Genomic DNA, 20,219 nt, shown 5'->3' on the forward strand with positions numbered 1-20,219 from the left:
TCCGTCAGAACGGCGCGTCGCCCGGTTCATCCCGCCAGCCGGGCACGTCCACATCGGCAGGCGAATCAGCGACCTCGTCTCTTGAGCCACCGCCGTCGGGCTTCCCATCGGACGTTGAAAGAGCGAGTGCATGTTCCGCGGTCTCGATGAGATCGGCGTAGTGTCGAAGCTGTATACGCGTGTGGTGGCTGTTGAAGATCCGAATCGCCTCGTCGATCTCGTCCCGGCTGTAGCCGTCGACGAACTTCGGGTGGCCTATGAGCACCGTGGCGGACGCCCGTCGTGTATCGATCTTGAATCGACTCAGAACCGTGTCGCGGGACTCATCGAGGTGCGTAAGGTAACTCATCACCTGGCCAACCGCCCGGTTTGCCTCCGCACCCACAACTAGGGGCACATCCTCCTGCAGACCCCCGACCCCGACGCTCCTGTCCTTCGCGCCCCTGTACTGCTCCACTAGCTTGGGGGCGTTCGCTGCCTTCAACTCGACAACGTGGAGCGAGCCATCGGGACGAAGAAGGGGCACGTCAAGCACATCGCCGGCTATCAACGACTTCCTACGCGCCTCGCCGACGTATTCTCCTCCGAAGACCCATGTCATCTCTCTGATCAATGGGTGGATGTCGTCACGCTCCGAGCTCTCAGATGCCTCGACCACGCAGCGCAACTCACGCAACTGTTGCCGACGTCGTTCGAGTTCGACAGCACCGGCAATGCTGACACCTTCGGGCGACGCGGCTAGGGCGGCTATCAGACCGGGGTTGGAACCCGCCAACTCCACGAGGCGCACAGCATCGGCACCGCCCAGGTCACCGTCGCTGAGTTGATCGAGGAGTTCTCCGGCGTCGCTTTCCGTATGCACGAGCCGAAACTCACCAGCCTGTGGGAACTCGTCGCTCAGCAGCATGCGAACGGCCTCGATCTCCTTCGAGCCGTCGCAATGCCAGTGATAGTCGGTCTTGTCGAAGTCGTACCCAGCACCTGCAGGTTTCGCCGCCCATGTCTGCGCGCGAAATTCCTGGCGCTTCACCTCGCCGGTTTGCTCGTCGCCGAACGCCAACAGACTGACCGTTTTCCACGCCTGCGGTCCGGGATGAACTGTGACTACGCGCGCTCGCAGCACACCGCGCTCTGACTTGTAATGGTCAGCAACTCTGATCGGAAGCTCCTGCGCTATGCGCTCCGCATCACTTCGACTCGCCATCAGAACAGTTCGCCCTGGTCGGGGACGTCTTGGCCTTCGGCGCGGGCACGTTCGTGGTTCAGTTCGAGGAGGCGGTCGAGGATCTCGACGCGGGCGTCGGGCGAGACGGTCCAACGCGTCACTTGGCGGTAGGTGTGAAAGCCGTGGTCGAGTTGGAGGTCGTCCCATCCGTACGCTTCTATCGTCGCTTCGTCGACCTCGACGTGGATCTCACGCAACCGGTCCACATATGCGTCCCCCCGCACGTCCGGATCATTAATCAGGTTGTAGAGCTTCGTCAGACCAAGTCCGCGGCGCAGCATGATCTCACGACGCTCCTCGTCCAGGGCCTTGCCGACCTTATGTAATCGAGCGTTCGATTCTGGCTGCGGGAAGGTTTCGAACACGTCGCTCGGCGTGTATCTCATTCGCGTCTCATGCGTCGAGCCGTAAGCGATTGCCCAGTAGAAGTGAGGCGCAGACGAAAGTAGCCCCTCGAGCGCAAACGTTGCGTCAACAAAGACAGTTACGCCATGGCTAAACACCAGGTTTGCACTCACGCGAACGGGCATCAGCGTCTTGCTTGTGGATACCAAAACAAGCACGTCATCCGCGTTGGAGAGGGCTTCTCGAAGTCTTACGCCGGAGCGCTCGTACAGCCACCAGTCGCGTTTGACCTTGGGCTTATTGCTGAGTTTCTCCCTCACCGGACGTACGCGGGAATCGACCCAGTCGAATGCTACCCTATACTGACCGGCCTGTAGCTCGGTTAAGCCAGTGAAGTCCACTATCCAACGGGTAGGCGACACCGATGCAGTGCCATTGATGTCGTCCTTCCCGCTAAGGAAAGGGCGAACGACGTGGCCGACCGAATCATCCGCCCTAACCCACGCGTTCGCTAATTCAAGCGGGACTGAGAATTCCTCGACTCCGTTGATAAACGAGCCGACGAACGACTTTCCTGCGTTGGCCCGAAGATGTAAGGGACGACCCTTCACCCGACCTTCGGGCTCCAAGAACGCCGATATTTCGGTAGCAGGATGGCCATCACAGTATCTGACGACACTCGAGCCTATGCGTGGTCTAGACGCGACCCCCCATATCGCGGCGTACTCGAGGCTCACCGACTTGGAGGGCCACGGAGCGCTACGAACTGCACGAACGATCTCAAGACCTCCGGTCAGTAACTGATCCAAGCCAACTTCCCGGGTGTCTCCCTGCGCCAGCGTGTTCGTCGCAATCAATCCGAGCCAACCGTTGTGCGCGAGGATAGCCCTAGCACGGAGAAAGAAGTATGCAACTAGGTCGGCGTTACCTCGCGCGCCATGCGCGACGACATTGACTAGCCACTCTCTAGCGTTAGCGCCGATAGCGCCTGAGACCTTCTTCCCACCGAGGAATGGCGGGTTTCCCACCACCGCGTCAAAACCACCTCGATCGACGATAACATCGGGCGCCTCGATGACCCAGTGCAGCGGTTGCCAGCGGTCATAGTCGGTCTGCACCGCCGGGGTAAGGCCATCGGAGATGATTTCCTCAAGTTTTGCACCCGATCGGCCGCCCGCACCGAACGCCTCTGAACATGCCCCTTCCAAAGCCTTGTAGGCATCCTCGAGCTGAACGCCTGGCTTTCCGCCGAGGCGCAGGCCGGCGGCGACCACTCCGTCTGCCATCCTCCGAAGTTCCGCCGTGGCTGCCTGAGATTGGCGAAGCAACCGCGACTTCCCAGCTTGGCTTCGCATCGGATCGTTCGGATCGACGGGTGTGGCCAGTTGCTCTCGTAGCTGGGTAGCCGCATGTAGCTTCGCTCGAACGTCGATGTAGGGAACGACGAACTTGCGCTTACGGTCCGGATCGATGTGGAGATGTTCGAGCTGTGCGGCCGTCGTCAGCCCGAGCAGCGAGTTGCCGCAGAAGATCTTGTCGTCGACGAACGAGAACGGCTTCGTCGGATCGAGCGAGACCAACCAGAGCGAGAGCTTGCACATCTCGACGGCCATCGGGTTGATATCGGCACCGTACAGGCAGCGAGCAACGACCTCGCGAATCGCCCGGTCGTACGCGTGATCCGGCTTCGCGACTTCCTCGGTCGAGATCGCATCCTCGGCTGTCCATGCTTCGACGACTCGTTCGGCGAGGAACCGCGCCGCCGCGACGAGGAACGCCCCTGAGCCGGCAGCGATGTCGGCGACCTTCAGGTCGAGAATCGCCGTACTCCCCTTGAGGTGCCACTGATCGCGATCGTTCTCCTGCAGAGGCCCGGGTTCGTAGACGAGTGGCTCCAGGGCGTGTTGAACGACCTCTTCCGCAAGCGAGCGCGGCGTGTAGTGAGCACCCGCGTTCTTCCGAGAGGGAGTCTCCGCGACGACCAGCCCACCTACAGGGACAATGAACGGAATGCCTCGTAGGTCACGACGAATCAGTGGACTCCAGTCGACGAGGAATGCAAGCAGTTGCTCGTCGCTACCGACGACCGGGTTGAGTTGGCGAGTGACCTCAGCACGCTCTTCATCGGTGATGTCGGCGTTGTACGCCTTCACGATCTGCTTCGGAGTCGCCGGTTTGGCCGATGCTTGCCGTTCCTTCACCTCGGCGAGCAAGGCAAGACCGAAAGTCTTGCCGTCACTTGACTCGTCGTACAGCCGCCGAAGCGTGCGGGCGTCGATCTCCGGTTCCTCGCCGTCCCTGCCGATAAGGCCGACGATGGCGTCACCCTCCACGGTCTGGCAGGTGTAGCCCAGCAGGCCCTCGTAGATGTAGCCGATCTGCTCGACATCGATGTCGCGGAAGGAGATCCGACGGGCTTCGTTGCCGATGGTGGCGTACTGGACGGATCTCAAGACGTGCAGCATCACCCGATCGCGGACCTTGATCCGCAGACCCTTGTCGTCGGTGGCCGACAGCCACGGGAAGCGACCAGGATCGAGCAGGCTGCCGCCGTACGCGGGCATACGCATCTCGTCGTAGTTGACTCCGTTGTGCAGAGCGTCGCTCACGGCGAGCAGGCGATGCCAGGTGTCGTACGTTTCGTCGAGCAACTCCTCACCGTGTGCCGCACGCTTATGGAGATCATCCAGGACGTCGCGCATCGCGTACGACTCCCAGTACAACCGTTCGGTCGGGAGCATGCCGCGTTCCTCGGCGAAGAGCAGGAAGACGACACGCATCATGATCGTGACGGCCGCCTGATAGACCTCGTCATCGTCGTCGGGCAGTGGGTCAGAATCGCCTACCGATCGTGCCTCGAAGCGGGCACGAGAGAACGAGCTGACGAGGAGTTCAACTGCCTTGCGTACCTGGGTGCCGAGAGCTTCGGTGATTTCCTCGGCGGCAGCTTCACTGTCTGCGAGCAACTTCGGTAAGCGTTCGTCGACGTTCTTGGTGCGGAATCGGCGTTGATCGATGAGGGTGAGAAAGGCGTCGCGAACGAGCGGCTCTTCGCCCCAGGTAGCGGCGTCCGTGACCGCAGAGCCTGTGGGTTTGTCTCGGTGTGCCCAGACAATCGCCCACCATCGACCGTCGGTCACGATGCCCACCTCGACATCGGCCTTGCGAAGGAGTCCGGCCATCCGGTCGACCTCCGTCGCCGACCAACCGTCGAGCCCTGGGCCGCGCAGGTCATCCCTCGGTTCGACGATCCGCAGCAGGGCTGCATAGTCAGCGCCTCTGCCCTCGAGGGCGCCATCCGGGCGGATCCTGATCTGTTCACCCGGAGAATGGATCTCGAGGTCAGCGGGCACGTGATCGCCGTCGATGCGTAGGTCGTCCCATTCAGCGAGCTGACCGAGAACGGTGTCGACCCACGCACGAGTGATCTCGGCGTACTCATCTCGGTTGTCGGGTGTGCGGGCGTCATAGGCACGCAACCAGTTCGCGTACGCCTGTTTGAAGACGACACCTCGCTCGTCCGTGTCGCCGAGCCGGTCGACGCCGCTGGGCCACGCCGATTTCACCACGGGAAGGCTCAGGAACGGCCCGTCGGTCTCGAACTGGTCGAGCCAGGAGTAGTCGACGGGACTGCTCCTTCGCTCCCTCATCGGATGGTCACCTCCCCAGACGCGGCGTCCTCTGGGGACAGTGCGAAGACCACCGCGGCGTGGAACGTACGTGCCTTGACATCGGCATACCGGGCATCGACTGCGGCGAGTTCGCGTTCACGCTCCTCGGCGAGGGCTTGGATGCGCTCGCGGATCTGCGCGAGATCGCGCTCCGACTGTCGGCGTTCGTCGGTGAACAGGGCGAGCTGGTCATCATCGGCGAGTTCCCTCGCTTCACGCAGAGCTTCCTCGAGTGTGTGGCCAAAACGATCGAAGATCGCGATGACGCGATCATGATCGGCCTCATGACGTGCGGTGAGTTGCTGCTCGATGTCACGCCGGCGCCGGGCGACGCGATCCTCGACCGCGGCGGCAACGCGTGCTCGGAGGCCGTCGGCTGTGTCACTGCTCCAGGCCGACGCGATCTGGCGAATGACCACGTCGCTGGGGCGTTCGAGCTTGTCAGAGTCCAACGCACGTTCGAGCAGAGCCTCCGACTTCTCCTCGCCGAGGGCCTGACGTCTGGCCAGTCGGGTACCGGCCAAGAAGACCTCCTCATGAACACGCAGACCAGCGTCGCCGATCAGCACCATGCGGGTGACCGCGGCGGCAAAGGACTCTCGGAGCTCCGGAACGACCACAGCGGTGACGCGTTCGAGCGAGCGCTCAGTACCCCAGATGGCTGCGCGAAGCCGTTTGGTGGCCCGCTGCAGCAGCGGGCTGCCTAGGTGCTGGTACACGACGTCGGGATCACCGCCCTCGTCGCGTGGGGCAAGCACCCGAGGGTCAAACGCGATGGGGCGAAGGTTGTCTGGGTCGAGGCGCGTGCTCAGGCCACGGGTGACCTGCTCCCAGGACTGGTCGAGCGACGGCAACCGCAGCACCGGAACGTCCGTGTACTCCGAGCCGACTTCCTCGAGCTCCGGGATACGGTCGAGCTCGAAAGCTGTCTCGACCACCCGCTGGAGATTGGCTGGGCGAAGGTGGAGCGTCTTGCGACTGCTGGTCAACTCGTCGGCGAGCTTCGTGAGTTCGGTACCGAGGCCGCGCCCGCCGGACAGCATCTTGCCCATCGGGTCCTTCTCGGCCCGTACGCTGGGGGCAGCGACGTCGACGCCGCCGAGTTGACGTTGGATGTCCGGAGCGATGATCTCATTGGCAGAGCCGAGGTCTCTCATGATCTGGGAGACCCTTCGCGCAACTCGCGCCAGCATTTCAACGTCTGCGGCAAGCTCGTCAGTGGCGTCTGTGCTCGCCGTGAAGTGGCGGATCTCTGGCGGAATCTGTTGGCCATAGCGGTCGACCCGACCAATGCGCTGTTCGAGTCGATTCGGATTGAACGGAATGTCGAAGTTGACCAGCCGGTGACAATAGTTCTGCAGGTCGATGCCCTCGCCCGCTGCGTCGGTGGCCCATAGGATCCGGATCGGCTCCTTTGCAGGATCCTCGTTGAAGCGATCGCGGATCAGTTCCCGCTCGTCAGAGTCTGTGCCGCCCGCGATCACGTCGATACGCTCGGATTCCCATCCCTTCTGGCGAAGGATGTCGCGAATCCAGTCGAGCGTGTCTACGTACTCGGTGAACACGACGACCCGCTCGTTGTTCCACTGACCATCGGGGCGACAGGCAGCCTCCAGGTATGCGATGAGCGACTCGAGGCGAGCGTCGGGACGCGCGTCGTAGCGATGACCCCACGTGCTCAGCCACTCCAGATCCTCGGTGTCTTCATCGGACAAGGGCGGCAGGGCGTTCTTAGTCTTCTGCAGGGTCTGCATCTCGGGTTGTTCGACCCGGCCTTCTTCGGCCCCGTCGGAGTCGGTTCCGACGACCTCGTCGTACAGGCTGTCGAAGTCCACCGGCAGGTCTCCGGCGCGGGTCTCGCGGTAGATGTCCACGGTGCGGGCGAACGCAACGGGCGAGGACAAGAACCGCTTCTTCAGCAAGAGCGTTGCCATGTCCTTCGCCGCCCGGCTGCCATCGGCCCTCGCAACGGCGTTGTCCCGACGTCTGGTGAATTCGAGCAGCCGCTCGTACGCCTCCGACTCCTTGTCCGTCGGCGCGTAGTCGAGGGCCTTGACCTCACGTTTGACGAAGCGCCCCGGGATGTCGTCCTTGAGTCGACGAACAGCAACCTGCTCGAGAGCCTTCTCATCGAGCGCCGTGCCTCGAACGAACCTCTGCGGATCGATCATCTCCAGAAGCGCCGTGAACGACTCGGTGTAGCCGTTGTGTGGGGTCGCGGAGAGGAAGAGTCGGTGCTCGCATCGCTCGGCCAAGTCTCGGACGGCGCGGGTGCGGAGTGAGTCGACGGCGTACCCACGGGTGCGGCCGACCTTGTCGCGGCGGGTCGGGGCGCTCGGAGCCACATGGTGGGCCTCATCGACCACGAGGATGTCGTACGCGAACCGCGAGGCGTCGCGTTCATGGGCGTGGAACGCATCGCGGAGCTGCCGTTGGGCGCGGGCACCGGGGAGCCACGACATCGATACGATGATGCGCGGAAAGAGTGTGAACGGGTTCGCGTGAACACCATGGCTACGGCGTACCTCGCGCATGGTCTCGGAGTTCATGATGGTGAACTCGAGGCCGAACTTCTCGGCCATCTCCTCCTGCCATTTGATCCGCAGGCCCGCCGGGCACACGACGATCGCCGTCCGCGCGCGGTGGCGCAGGAAGAGCTCCTGCATCACCAAGCCGGCCTCGATGGTTTTCCCGAGGCCTACGTCGTCCGCGAGTAGCAGGTTGACTCGTGGCTCTCGGAGCGCCCGAACCAGCGGTTCGAGCTGGTAGTGCTCCACATTCGCACCGGAACGAAACGGCGCTTGGATCGTCTTGTCGTCGGCGCTGGTCAGTGCTCCCCAGCGGAGGGCATCGATGAAGGCCGCAAGCCGTGCAGGATCATCGAAGCGTTCGGGAACGAGATCGGTCGGGAGATCCTGCGGCGGTGTCAGGCTGCGGCCGGGTTCGAGCTCCCACACCACGCGAAGTTCCTCGCCGAGGCGGTCGTCTTCGACCGACTGGAGCGTCACGGCGTGTTGGAGCTGCTGGACAGCATCGTCCTGCGCGCTTCGCGGGAGACTCTGTTGCTGAACGTCCGCCACTGCCCAGTTGGCTCCCCGGACGCTGACGATCTGTCCTGGCTCCGGCACGGCCGTGGCTGTCGTGTGTTCCCTCGCTGTCACAGAACCGACCCTATCGATGGACACCGACATGTGCTCGACAATCAGTGAACCCAATAGCCGACTTGTTGTACGCGGAGTCACGACTTTGACCTCGACGCAGGACTGCGCTCAGTGAGAATTGGCCTCGGAATGAGACGTTCGGGCCGTGGCGGAGGGAGCGGATCTACAGAGGTGACCGACCACCCGTCAGGTTCGAGGTCCGGCGAAGCGTCGTGACACGGAGGCAACATCTTCTGGGGGTGTCGGACCAAGAAGAGATCCAACATGCCCGCGCATCCGAGAGCCACATCCCAGGAGCTAGTTCGTTGCCGTTTTCGACGTCAGACCGGGCACGCGCATGTTGTCACGACCCTCAAGAGGGACTGCAGCGCTCGACGCATTGTGCGCCTCAACGGGGCGATCGGCGTCGGCAAGCCGCTGCACGGACAGCTTCTGGTCGATTCGTCGGCGGATCTGCCGACGAGCTCGTGGGACGGTTCCAACCCAGTACACAAGCCCCACGATTGCGACGAAACACGCGATGACCGCCGGGATCATGAGCAGCGGCAACAGTCGTCCAAGGAGTCCAAGGATGACGAAGAGTGCATACGCCACCATGACACCAGCCAGAAAGATGCTTCTGACCGGATGCTCGCGTGCAAACTCCATCTCGGCAAGTGGCCTGACTGCCGCGGAGCGGGCAGTTCGTCTCCACTCCTCGGCCCAAGCTGTCTCACCGTCTTTCGCGAGCTGATCTGCCATCATCAGAAGGCGCTTGCGTTCTCGATACCCCTTCTCGATCCGGTCCTGCGGGAGCCACTCGGTTCGGAACCAGTGGCCGGTCAGTCTGCTCGCACCGACGATGGCGAGTGGGATCACCGCTGCAAGAACTACTCCCATTAGCTGGTTGCTCATGTCGTCCTCCCAACGTTGGATTCGAATGATCCCGCACGGCGCTGACAATAGCGCCGCAATAGGACCGGCGACCACCAGTCCGTTCCCGAAGGGCATGGGTGAGGCCGCGCGCCGCGCAAGCTCAGCTCGTCGTGTTGTTTCCAGAACCTGGCACGGAAGCGCACACGGACGGTGTCGAATCAGGACATCAGAACGCCGGGGTTCATCACGCCCGCCGGGTCGAGCCCGTCCTTGGCGGCGCGGAGTACGCGGCCGAACGCGTCGCTGCGTTGCTGTTCGTACCACGGGCGGTGGTCGCGGGCGATGGCGTGGTGATGGGTGATCGTGCAGCCGCTGTCGATGATCGCGGCGGAGACCGCCGCCTTGATCTCGTCCCACTGTGAGAGCAGACCGTCCCAGCGTCCGGGTGCGTACACGCCGTAGTACGGCGCGGGGCCGTCGGGATAGACGTGCGTGAACCGACACGTCACGAGGCCGATACCGCAGACCGCCTCGACCGCCCGCTGTGCCGCCGTACGGACCGCGTTATGGAAGGCTTCGAATCGGTCCCATGTGCACGCGGTTTCGAACGTCTCCACCACCATCGAACGCTGGGCCATGGCATCAAGCTGGTACGGCATCCGCAGAAACGACGACCGCCACGAACCGGCGGCGTCCCGCTCCGTCGCCGAGGCCGAACGGTCCTTGGTCTCCCCTGCGCGTCCGCCGTGGTCGGCGACCAGCTCGAGCGCACGGTTCATCCACGCCTCGACCGGATGGTCGGCCGACTCGAACGCGACCACCAGCACTCCTCCGCTCGTCGAGATGCCGGCGTTCAGGTACGCCTCCGCCGGATCCAGCAGACGGCAATTGGTCGGGTAGAGCCCAGACTGCGCGAGCGCACGCGTCGCCTCGACCGCCTGCGCGAAGGAGTCGAGCTCGACCGACGTCGTCAGTCCGTACGTCGGCCGGTCCTGCAGCCGCATCCACGCCTCGGTGATGATGCCGAGACTGCCCTCGGAGCCGAGGAAGAAGCGATCGTGCGACGGACCAGCACCTGACCCCGGCAGCCGTCGCGACTCGCTCACCCCCGACGGCGTGACCACACGCAGCGACTCGGTGAGATCGTCGATGTGGGTGTACAGCGTCGCGTAATGCCCGCCCGCGCGCGTGGCCAGCCAACCGCCGAGTGTCGAGAACTGGAACGACTGCGGGAAGTGCCGCAACGTCAAGCCATGTGGGCGAAGCTGATCCTCCAAGCTCGGGCCGTACACACCCGGCTGGATCCGCGCCGCCCTGCTCGTACGGTCGATCTCGACGACCCGGTCGAGACGCTCCAGGTCGATCGTGACGACCGGACCATCGACCCGTGCCTCGACTCCCCCCGACCACCGAGCTGCCGCCGCCGTACGGGACGACCGCGATGCCCGCGTCGGAGCACCAGTCGAGCAAGGCGACGACGTCGGCCTCCGTACGCGGCCGCGCGACCCAATCGGGTACGTACTGCAGATCGCCGCGCAGGTTGCGTACGACGTCGCGAAACGCCTTGCCGTGCGCGTGACCAGCCCGATCCGCGGGCGCATCGGAGCATAGCTCGGCCAGCGCGGCGGGCGGGCGTACGCGCGGCCCCGGGATGTCGAGCGACTCCGGGCTCGGCGGCTCATGCATCGTGAAGTCGTGCTCGGGTACCAGCGCCGCGACGCGCTCCACCAAAGCGGCCGCTTCGGCCGCTTCGACGGCCTCATCGACGTCACCCCAACCCCACCATGAACGACTCATCAAGACTCCTCACGAAGGACACACGACGCCGGCAGCCGCGCCGTCGGCGCTCGATGCGAGCGTCTCACTCCTGCGTACGAGCAGGCACGGCGCGCTGCGGCGGAGAGGCTTGCGTGTCGAACTTCGTGCTCGCGAGTTGTCGCTCCGCGAACGTCACGAGATCCAGCACCTCGCCTGCCACGTACGCCCGAGTACCACGTTCAATCGACTTGCCATGCAATATCCCTGCCTGGCGTAGCTCATCGAGGGCGGCGTTGGCAGCCGGAAAAGAAACACCGAGAATCCGTCCCAGCGTCGTCGCCGTCAGGACGGGCGCTTCCGGTAGCTCAGCGAGCAGCCTCGCCACCGCTGAATCCGACCGTGGCGTTTCACGCAGACCTGCCGACGTTCGGTGCGCACGGAGGCGTTCCTCCCAAACCGAGCGCAAGTCGCTGATCTGCTGCATCAGACGCCGTGACTGCTCTGCTGCGACCGCAGATGCCTCGATGAACGAGTCGAGCCACGCATGAAGTGCGGAGTTGGCTTCCGAGCCGCCTGCCGGCCCGTCGTGGCGATAGGCCCCGAGCCCTTCCACATAGGCCGTACGCAGGGTTGCGAGGACGAGACTGATCGGAAGCACTGCCTGCTCAGTCATCCCGCGCCTTGTCAGCACGGTATGGATGAGTGCGCGGCCGACTCGGCCGTTTCCGTCCGTGAATGGATGGATCGTCTCGAACTGCGCATGCACAATGGCCGCTTGGATCAGCGGTGAGTGTGCCGAGCCGTTCAGGTAGTCGACGAGATCGGACATCAACGCGCTCACTCTGCTCGGCGCGGGCGGTACGAAATCCGCTCCGACCGGACTCCAGTCCGAGCCACCGATCCAGTTCTGCACCGACCGTAAGCCATGGTGCCGTAGTTGATCGGGGAGCAAGGCTCGGTGAAGGTCGACGATCTGATCGACGCTCACTGTCTCGACTTCGGCGAGCTCTGTCGTCGACCTCCACACGACCGTCATGTTGTTGGCAACGAGTCTGGCCTGCTCCCCAATGCCGCGAACATCCTCGGACTGCCCCAACTCGGCGAGCGCCACCTGCTGCGCCGAAGGTGCTATGCCCTCGATCCGAGAGCTCGCGATTGCTTCCGACCTCAGCAAGAATCGAGCCACCCCAGCCAGACCGTCCGCACCTGGGCCGTTCACTGCCCGGATACTCCGCTCCACCGTCGCGATCCGTCGCGACAGGCTCCCCCTCAACCGCGAGCGCAAGGCCATCGACCGGGTCGGGAACATAGCTCTGGTAGCGACCCGAGCGCCGCGCACGACGAGGCACGCCCGACTCGACACTGGATTCCCACTGCGCGCTCTCCCACGCGGCCATCGGGTCTAACCTTTCGCGAGTCCATGAAGCATTAAAGGATACGTAGTGATCCTTTCACAGGTGTCTCGTGAATGTAAGGATATGAGCCACGGTTCTCACCGGGCGGGCTCGTGGACCTCTTCGCATCGGCTCGCATTCGCCGACCACACGTTCGTTAAGCAGCAGCGACCAGGTGCGGGGTCCTCGTCCTCCATGCCAGGGGGATGACGGTTGCGAAGCCACCGATCGCCATCAGCATCATCCACATGGCCGGGTAGCCGAGACGTTCAACGACGAGCCCTGCTGAGGGCGGGCCGCACATGAAGCCCAAGAACAGGCCGAGCGACACCCGGCCCGTGGCGCGCCCGATCGAGTCGGCGGGAGTGACGTTGAGGACGGCGACCATCACGAGGACATTGGCGGCAAGGGCACTGAAGCCGAAGAGCCCGGCGGCCGGCCAGACCAACCAGGCACCGACCTGCTCAGTGAGCATGATCCCGACGAGCGCGATGACCGTGATCACAGACAGCCAGCTCATGGGCGTACGAAGGTCGCGAACATCCTGTACGCCCCTCCCCCACAGGAATCTCGCGACCACGCCGACGCCACCGAGAACGGCGACAACCAGCCCGGCCGTCGATGCAGACAGGTCGAGCTCCACGTGCGCGAACAAGGGAAGGTAGACGTTCGTCGCCTGGGCGACGGCACCGGCCGCGAAGGCGTAGACGAACAGCCACGCGACCTCCGGGCCATGCCTTATCGACCCTGACGATGTTGCGCTACGACGAGGCCCAGGTCCGCCAGTCGCCGGGACGGTTGCAAGTATTCCGACGATGGCGACGGCACAGCACACGGCAAGGGCGTTCCGCCATCCCCACCACATTGCGAGTGGGGGAAGCAGGAGTCCCGCCATCAGCTGACTCGCCTGCACGCCGGACTGCTTGATGCCCAAGATCGACCCGCGTCGACGTGGGTCCACCCGCTCGAGCAGGTAGCGGTTCGTCGCCGGGTTGGCCAGTGCTTGCGCGACTCCCGACAGCACGAGCGCCACTATCAAGACCAAAAACCCAGCAGCCGACGCCGCGCCTATGGTTGCGAGCCCCGACACCGCGAAGGTCGCGATGAACAGACCACGGAGGCCCATCCGGTCGGCAAGCCAACCGCCGGCGGTGGTTGCCACGCTCGCCGCCGCGAACACGACCAACCACAGCTGACCGTACTGTCCGACCGAGAGATCGAGGTCGTCTACGACGAACGGCCCTAGCGCCGCGAGAGCGTAGTGCGTCAAGGGGCCGACACCCATGGCCATGGCGAGGTACGGTGCCACGAACCACGGGGTCGGCCGTCTCGACTTCAAGACCGGCCTGGCCGGATCACTTCAAGCCGTCGTAGATGACCGAGTCTGGCGGCGTCTTCGTCAGATAGCCGGTCTCCTGCCCGGCCTTGAACACCGATGCGATGCCGGCAGAGACGTCGCTTGCAGGCACGACGTTCATCCGCAGCCGTTCATCGTTGTTCTCGATCAGGTCCTGGATCACGCCGGCATCCCCTCCGGGGATCTCGGCGGCGATGATCTCCGCCGCGTCCTCCGGGTTCTCCATCGTCCAGTCGGCCGCGGCCTTGTACGTGTCGTACATCGCCTGGACCTCATCGGGATGATCGTCGGCCCAGTCAGACTGTGCCGCCACCCCGAGGTAGGGGATCTCGTCGGTTCCGAACTCGGCATTCCACTTCGCGGCGTCTAGATCGATCGTCTCGATGTCGGAGTTCTTCTCCACGAGCGTCGAGTACGCGGGCTCCCATAGTTGGGTCGCGTCGGTACGCCCGGTCTGCGCCATCGTCGACAGTCCCGCGGTCGTCTGGTTCTGCGTCTCGACATTGTCGAGGGACAGCCCCTCCTTCTCCGCGAACCACTGGAACATCGCGAAGTTCGTCGTACCCGTCGCGGCGGCGAGGGTCCTGCCGTCGAGGTCGGGCAGCGCCTTGATGTCGGACTCCTGGGTGACGACCGTCCCGTAGAAGTCGAACAGGTTGAACAGGTACGTCACGTCCGAGTCGCGTTCCGTACGAAGACCTTCCGAGAGCAGCGCCGCGCTCGCGCCGACGTCGTAGTGTCCGGCGCCGAACTCCGTGTTGTAGTTGTCCGGCGTCGCGTACGTGAAGGTCATGTTGATGTCGTTGTCCTCATCGAGCTTCTGATCCTCGATGACGGCGGGCAGGAATGCGCCGAGAGACGGCGCCTGGAAGGCGACGACCTTGACCTCGGTCGCGTCCGATCCAGAGCAGGCGGTCAGGCTCACCGCCGACACGAGCGCAAGCGCGCCCACGACGGCGGGGGCACGATGCTTGCGAAACTGGAGCCGGGCGATGTTGCTGAGTGGGTTGCGGGGCACGATGTCCTCACTTCTGTGCATGGTGGACGCCGGATTCGGCGCCCACCGGGTTACCAATGGATTCAGCCCCCGATTGGTGTTGACCGTTCCGTCGGATACGGCAGTACGTAGGTCACTGGGATCCGGCCGATGCGGCTCCCACGTCCGCCTCGACTGCGCCGGCCGATGAGTACGCCGACGACGCCAGTGGCGAGCGCCAGAGCCGCCGGCGCAGCGGCACGGCGCAGGAGCGGCAACGCGACCGTGCGCATGACGTCGAGCTGCTCGCCCGACCCCATGTCAGTCGTGGGAGCCTGCGAAGCCCGGATCGGCTGCTGGCCAACAGAAGCCAGCGGCTCCCCAGCACCGCTCGCACCCTGCTCGATCATCGCCTCCAGGCGATTGACGAACTCCTTGACGAGGGAGTCGCTCACCTCACTGAGCAGGCTTCGGCCGAACTGCGCCGCACGGCCGCTGATCGCCAGCTCGGTCGACACGTCGACCAGTGTCTGCGCGCCTTCGGGCTTGAGGGAGGCCGTGATCAGAGCACTGGCAGAGCCGCTGCCCTTCTCTTCGCTTCCCCTGGCCTCGATCACGGCGCGGCGGCCAATCTCGTCGCGTTCGCTGAACGAGGCGACGCCGCGGTACTTGGCACTGATCGGGCCGATCCGCGTCGACAAGCCGCCGCGGTACTCGCCCTCGACCACATCGTTGAGGCTCGCGCCCGGCAAGCACTGTGCGACCTTCGGCAGATCGAGCAGGAGGTCCCAGGTGTCCTCGACCGGCAACGAGACGCGGAACTGGTGGTGGAGTTCGATCATCGTGCTGCCTTCTGATCATCGGCCGTCCAGTACGAGACGGGCTGGAGGTTGCGGCTCGTCATCGATGCGACGATCGGGCCGTTCTTCTCCGAGTCGGCCTTCGCCGACTTCCACTCCTCGTCCTGCTGAAAGCCTTGCCAGGCTGACGCCTGCGCGTCGCTGTCGGTGAAGCTGAGCAGGTACAGGATCCGCGTCGGGTCGGCCTCATCGGTCCAGAATCCGACGACGTTCAGCCCATGCCGCTCGAACAACGGCAGCGTGGCGTCGCGGAACCGATCGTGTACCTGGGTCTCTGCGCCGTCGTTGGCGACGTACTCACGAAGTTCGTAGATCATGCGGACTTCTCCTGAAGCGATGGGGACATGGTCTGGGCGGCGCGGTCGAGCGCCTCGGTCACGACTCGCTCGACGAGAGCGCCGGCGACATCGCGCCGATAGTCGGCGGTGGCGTGCAGGTCGCCCGTCGGCTCGACGCCGGCCTGGGCGCGGGCCGCCGCGGCCTCGATCGTGCGTACGTCGGGACGCGAGCCGACGAGCAGTGACTCGGCCTCTGTCGCACGGTGCGGCGTACGTTCGACGCCGGTGATGCAGATGCGTGCCTGCTCGACGGTTCCGTCGGCTGCGAGCGTGATCTGCGCGCCCGCGCCCACGAGGGCGAAGTCGCCGCGGCGACGGGCGACCTCATCGAACGCGGCACCGGTACGAGCGGGAGCAGGCTTCAGGCGGATCTCCACCAGCAACTCGTCATCGCGGAGAACCGTGACCAGGTTGGCGAGGAAGAACTCAGAGGCGTCGATCTCACGCCGCCCCTGTGGTCCGGCGACGACGAGCACAGCATCGAGTGCCCGGGTCACCGCCGGCATCTCGGCAGCGGGATCCGCGTGCGCCACACTGCCGCCCACCGTGCCCCTCGCCCGGATCGCACGATGGGCGATGTGCGGCAGAGCCTCGGCCAGCAAGGGCGCTGCCTCGCGTACGGCCGTCGACTGATGCGCACGGTCGTACGTGACCATCGCTCCGATCGACAGTTCATCGGCGGTGCGATGCACCGTCGTCAGGGATGCGATCCGGCCGAGGTCGATCAGGTGCTCGGGTCGCGCAAGTCGGAAGTTGAGCAGTGGGATCAGGCTCTGGCCCCCGGCCAGCACCTTGCTCTCGTCGCCGTACTTCGCAAGCAGAGCTGTAGCCTCCGCCACGGTCGTCGGCTGGTGCAAGTCGAAGTCGACGGGCTTCATCGGCGCGCCCTTAGGAAAAGCTCCCGCGCGTTCCCGCCTTCGACCTGTACGCGGGCCTCTGCATCCAACTCCGCGGCCTCGATCACGTTGCGGGGCTTGAGATCGCCGATCGGGAACGGGTAGTCGGAACCGAGGAGCACCTTCTGCGCGCCGACCTTGCCGAGCAGGAAACGCAGCGCATCGGAGTCGAAGACCACCGAGTCGAAGTAGAGTCGGGAGAACGACTCCAACGGATCCGCGGTCGAGTCCGGATTGACGGCGTGGTTCTGCACCAGCCGGCCGAGTACGTACGGAAGTGCCGCACCGGCATGTGCCACCAGGATCCTCGCGTTCGCGTACCGAGCCGGGATTCCCGCGTACAGGAGTCGAGCGAGGGTCACGGTGGTGTCCTCGAGACGCGCCAAGCCGTTGACGAGGCCGAAGTCGTTGTACCGCTCCCCCGCACCACCGAAACCGGGGTGCAAGGAGATGACCGCCCCGGTCTCGTCGGCGGCTTCCCAGAACGGCGTGAACGCCGGGTCGTCGAGGTCGCGTCCCGCAGCACGCGTCGCCACCATGACGCCGGGCAGCCCTGCCTTGTGGTGCAGGCGAAGCAGCTCGGCGGCCTGGTTCGGTGCCTGCAGCGGCACGGTCCCGAGTACGACGAGCCGCTCATCACGTGCCGCTGCTGTACGCAGGCCGTCGGTCAGAACCGAGGACCACTCCGTACCCTCGTCGCTGGGAAGCTGGTAGCCGAAGATATCGAGCCACCCGCCGACGACCTGCACGTCGATGCCGTGCTCGTCGAGCCAGGCGGTGCGACGGACAGGATCCGAAAGCCCTGGCGCGATGGGACGTGTCGGTGCCCCACCGTTGAACGCCACCCGGTACGTGGCCTCGTGCGGCGTCACCTCGATGTTCGGGAAGCGGGTGTCGCCTCCGGCGATAGCGGTGAGCACGTCGATCGGCACCAGGTGGGCGTGCACGTCGATGACAGCATCGCTTGCGTACGTAGAAGAGTCAGTCACGAGCGGTCCTTCGAGTCGTGTCGGACCGGCTGAAGTACGGTCCAGATGTCGCTTGGCTTGATGGGCAGTGAGTGGATCGGCGCAGCTCCATGAGCGGTGAGCGCATCGTTGACCGCTCCGGCCACTGCCGCCGGAGCGCCCATGTAGCCGGCCTCCCCGACACCCTTCTGCCCATGCGATGTGAACGGCGACGGCGTGCACTGCTCGGCGTCGACGATGTCGGGGACCTCGTGTGCGCTGGGCAGCAGATAGTCCATGAAGGACTGCGTGAGCGGCTGCCCGTCGTCATTGAACGCAAACTGCTCGTACAGCGCGACGCCGATGCCGTGCGCCGTGCCTCCGTACACCATTCCGCGTACGACATCGGGGTTGACGACCGTGCCGCAGTCGTGGGCGATGAAGTAGCGCAGCAACTCCACCTTCGCCGTACGCGGGTCGATCTCCGCGAGTACGACGTGCACCTCGAACGAGTAACAGGGATAGAGCTGCACCGTGCCGTCCGGCGCGGTCAGCGTGCCGGACCGCGGCGTGTGTGCGACATGGACGACCTCGAGCCCGGGCTGAACGCCGGGTGGCATCAGGTGCTGTTTGCGATGGGCGATCGCTACCAGGTCATCCCAGCCGAGCGAGCGATCCGGGTCAGCGACAGCAACCACCGATCGATCGCGGTACTCGACGTCGGATCGCTCGAGATCGAGTGCGCGTGCACCGATCTCGCACAGCTTGTCCTTGAGCTCGGTCGCCGCACCGTTGATGGCGCGGCCCAGCACGATCGTCATGCGACTGCCGACCGGACTCTGCGAAGGGAAGCCGGACAACGAGTCGGCGCGTACGACCGCGATCTGCTCCGGCGGTACGCCGAGCTCCTCGGCCACGAGGGTGGAAACCATCGTCTCGTGCGCCTGACCGGCCGACGAGATCGAGATGATCGCCGTGACCGCGCCCGCTCCGTCGACACGGATCCGACAAGCTTCAGGGAACGTGGACTTGTCGTTCTTCGGGTTCATGATGTTCTCGAAGATCGCGTTGCCACCGCCCGGCTCGAGACATGCGGCAACGCCGATTCCGGCGAGGCGTCCGCTCGCACGCAGTGAGTCGCGCTCCTCGGCCAGGGCGGGGAGCTCCGAGATCTCGATGGCACGGTCGAGGACAGCGTCGTAGTCGCCCGAGTCGTACTCGGTCCCGCTGGGGATGCGGTACGGGAACTCGTCGGCCCGGATGAAGTTGCGGCGCCGCAGCTCCATCCGGTCCATGCTCAGCTCACGTGCCACGGCATCGACAGCGGCCTCGATCGCATAGTTGGTCGGCGACTGGCCGAACCCGCGCACCGCCACCTGGCCGGTCTTGTTGGTGGTGACGGCAGTCGCGTTGTACTCCGCGCTGGTGATGCTGTACGGCCCGACGATCGCGCCGATCGGCTTGGCCAGCTGCAGCGGCGAACGACCCGGGTACGCACCCTCGTCATCGAGTACGTCGAGCCGGATGTGGGTGAACTCCCCCTCGTCGGTGTACGCGAGCTCGACCTCGAACACCCGATCGGGGCCGTGGAAGTCACCGCCGTGCATGTTCTCGCTGCGGTCCTCGATCAGCTTCACCGGCACGCCGAGCTTGCGCGCAAGGAAGCCAGCGAGCACACCGTGTTTGATGCCACGCTTGACTCCGTAGCTGCCCCCGACGTCGACGTCGAAATGCACCCGTACCTGATTCGTCGGGATCCGGAGCGCATCGGCCAGCTGGTCGGGGAACTGCGGCATCTGGATCGACGCCCACACGTCCAGGACCTCGCGATGCGGGTCCCATGACGCAACAACACCGAAGGTTTCCAGCGGCACGGTCGAGTTGCGGTTCCATCGCGTACGTACCGAAACCGACGATGCGGCACGCGCGCGGTTCTCGTCGACCGGCCCCCACGCGAACTCGCGCTTCGCCATGACATTGGTGCCATGGGTCGGGTGGACGAGTGGCGCGTCTGGTTGCGCGGCACGCTCGGGGTCGAGGATGAATGGAAGCGGCTCGTAGTCGACGTCGACGAGCTCGGCACCGTCCTCCGCGACAGCCCGCGACGTCGCAACGACCGCGGCAACCCACTCCCCTGCGTATCGCGTCGACTCGACGGCCAGCGGCCGCCACTGGACCTCGGGTACGTCGAGGTACTGGCGCAGCGCCTCGGTCGACTTCGCCAGCTCGGCGCCGGTCAGAACCGTCACCACGCCAGGAAGCTCCAATGCCTGCTCGACATCGATGCTGACGATGCGCGCGTGCGGGAACGGGCTCGTCACAAGGCCGACGTGCACGGTCTCCGGCGGCGTGATGTCCGCGACGTACCGGCCGTTGCCCGTGACGAACCGGCGATCCTCTCGCACTTCGAGCCGGTTTCGACAGGTACACGTGGTC

The 20,219-nt window shown here is 64.8% G+C and carries 13 protein-coding genes and 1 pseudogene; all 14 read right to left on the reverse strand.

What is annotated here, in order from left to right; all coding sequences use genetic code 11:
• Positions 1 to 4: 4 nt before the first annotated feature.
• Positions 5 to 1,060 (reverse strand): Shedu anti-phage system protein SduA domain-containing protein, encoded by a 1,056-nt coding sequence (locus L0C25_RS23805; RefSeq protein WP_271634319.1) that lies wholly within the window; start codon positions 1,058 to 1,060, stop codon positions 5 to 7.
• 143 nt (positions 1,061 to 1,203) lie between these two features.
• Positions 1,204 to 5,220 carry an Eco57I restriction-modification methylase domain-containing protein gene (locus tag L0C25_RS23810; protein ID WP_271634320.1) on the reverse strand — a complete coding sequence of 1,339 codons (4,017 nt, stop codon included), beginning with the start codon at positions 5,218 to 5,220 and terminating at the stop codon, positions 1,204 to 1,206.
• Positions 5,217 to 8,402: a DISARM system SNF2-like helicase DrmD gene (gene drmD, locus L0C25_RS23815; RefSeq protein WP_271634321.1), complete on the reverse strand. Its 3,186-nt coding sequence runs from the start codon at positions 8,400 to 8,402 to the stop codon at positions 5,217 to 5,219. Before drmD ends, L0C25_RS23810 begins: the two co-directional genes overlap by 4 nt.
• A 297-nt stretch (positions 8,403 to 8,699) precedes the next feature.
• Positions 8,700 to 9,296: a hypothetical protein gene (locus tag L0C25_RS23820; protein ID WP_271634322.1), complete on the reverse strand. Its 597-nt coding sequence runs from the start codon at positions 9,294 to 9,296 to the stop codon at positions 8,700 to 8,702.
• A 179-nt stretch (positions 9,297 to 9,475) separates the two neighbouring features.
• Positions 9,476 to 10,786, reverse strand: coding sequence for an FAD-binding oxidoreductase (locus tag L0C25_RS23825; protein WP_333908601.1), 1,311 nt, complete (start codon positions 10,784 to 10,786; stop codon positions 9,476 to 9,478).
• A pseudogene (locus L0C25_RS24030) lies at positions 10,710 to 11,054 on the reverse strand (FAD-binding oxidoreductase); the annotation flags it as partial. The gene L0C25_RS23825 and the pseudogene L0C25_RS24030, both read right to left, overlap by 77 nt.
• Before the next feature lie 64 nt (positions 11,055 to 11,118).
• Complete coding sequence (locus L0C25_RS23835) at positions 11,119 to 12,126, reverse strand: Fic family protein (protein ID WP_271634323.1); 1,008 nt, start codon at positions 12,124 to 12,126, stop codon at positions 11,119 to 11,121.
• Positions 12,127 to 12,566: 440 nt separating this feature from the next.
• Positions 12,567 to 13,700 carry an MFS transporter gene (locus tag L0C25_RS23840; RefSeq protein WP_271634324.1) on the reverse strand — a complete coding sequence of 378 codons (1,134 nt, stop codon included), beginning with the start codon at positions 13,698 to 13,700 and terminating at the stop codon, positions 12,567 to 12,569.
• A 64-nt stretch (positions 13,701 to 13,764) separates the two neighbouring features.
• Positions 13,765 to 14,805: an ABC transporter substrate-binding protein gene (locus tag L0C25_RS23845; protein WP_271634325.1), complete on the reverse strand. Its 1,041-nt coding sequence runs from the start codon at positions 14,803 to 14,805 to the stop codon at positions 13,765 to 13,767.
• Between the two features lie 41 nt (positions 14,806 to 14,846).
• Positions 14,847 to 15,584 (reverse strand): SRPBCC family protein, encoded by a 738-nt coding sequence (locus L0C25_RS23850; protein WP_271634326.1) that lies wholly within the window; start codon positions 15,582 to 15,584, stop codon positions 14,847 to 14,849.
• Positions 15,581 to 15,919, reverse strand: a complete 339-nt coding sequence (locus tag L0C25_RS23855; RefSeq protein ID WP_271634327.1) for an NIPSNAP family protein — start codon at positions 15,917 to 15,919, stop codon at positions 15,581 to 15,583. Before L0C25_RS23855 ends, L0C25_RS23850 begins: the two co-directional genes overlap by 4 nt.
• A complete protein-coding gene (locus L0C25_RS23860; RefSeq protein ID WP_271634328.1) occupies positions 15,916 to 16,818 on the reverse strand; it encodes an FAD binding domain-containing protein in 903 nt (300 codons plus the stop codon). Before L0C25_RS23860 ends, L0C25_RS23855 begins: the two co-directional genes overlap by 4 nt.
• A complete protein-coding gene (locus L0C25_RS23865; protein ID WP_271634329.1) occupies positions 16,815 to 17,825 on the reverse strand; it encodes an amidohydrolase family protein in 1,011 nt (336 codons plus the stop codon). Before L0C25_RS23865 ends, L0C25_RS23860 begins: the two co-directional genes overlap by 4 nt.
• The gene (locus L0C25_RS23870) at positions 17,822 to 20,188 is read right to left on the reverse strand and encodes a xanthine dehydrogenase family protein molybdopterin-binding subunit (RefSeq protein WP_271634330.1); all 2,367 of its coding nucleotides are present in this window, start codon (positions 20,186 to 20,188) and stop codon (positions 17,822 to 17,824) included. The genes L0C25_RS23865 and L0C25_RS23870 overlap by 4 nt, the downstream gene beginning before the upstream one ends.
• Positions 20,189 to 20,219: the final 31 nt, after the last annotated feature.

Origin of the sequence: Solicola gregarius, assembly GCF_025790165.1 — a bacterium.
Lineage (GTDB): Bacteria > Actinomycetota > Actinomycetes > Propionibacteriales > Nocardioidaceae > Solicola > Solicola gregarius.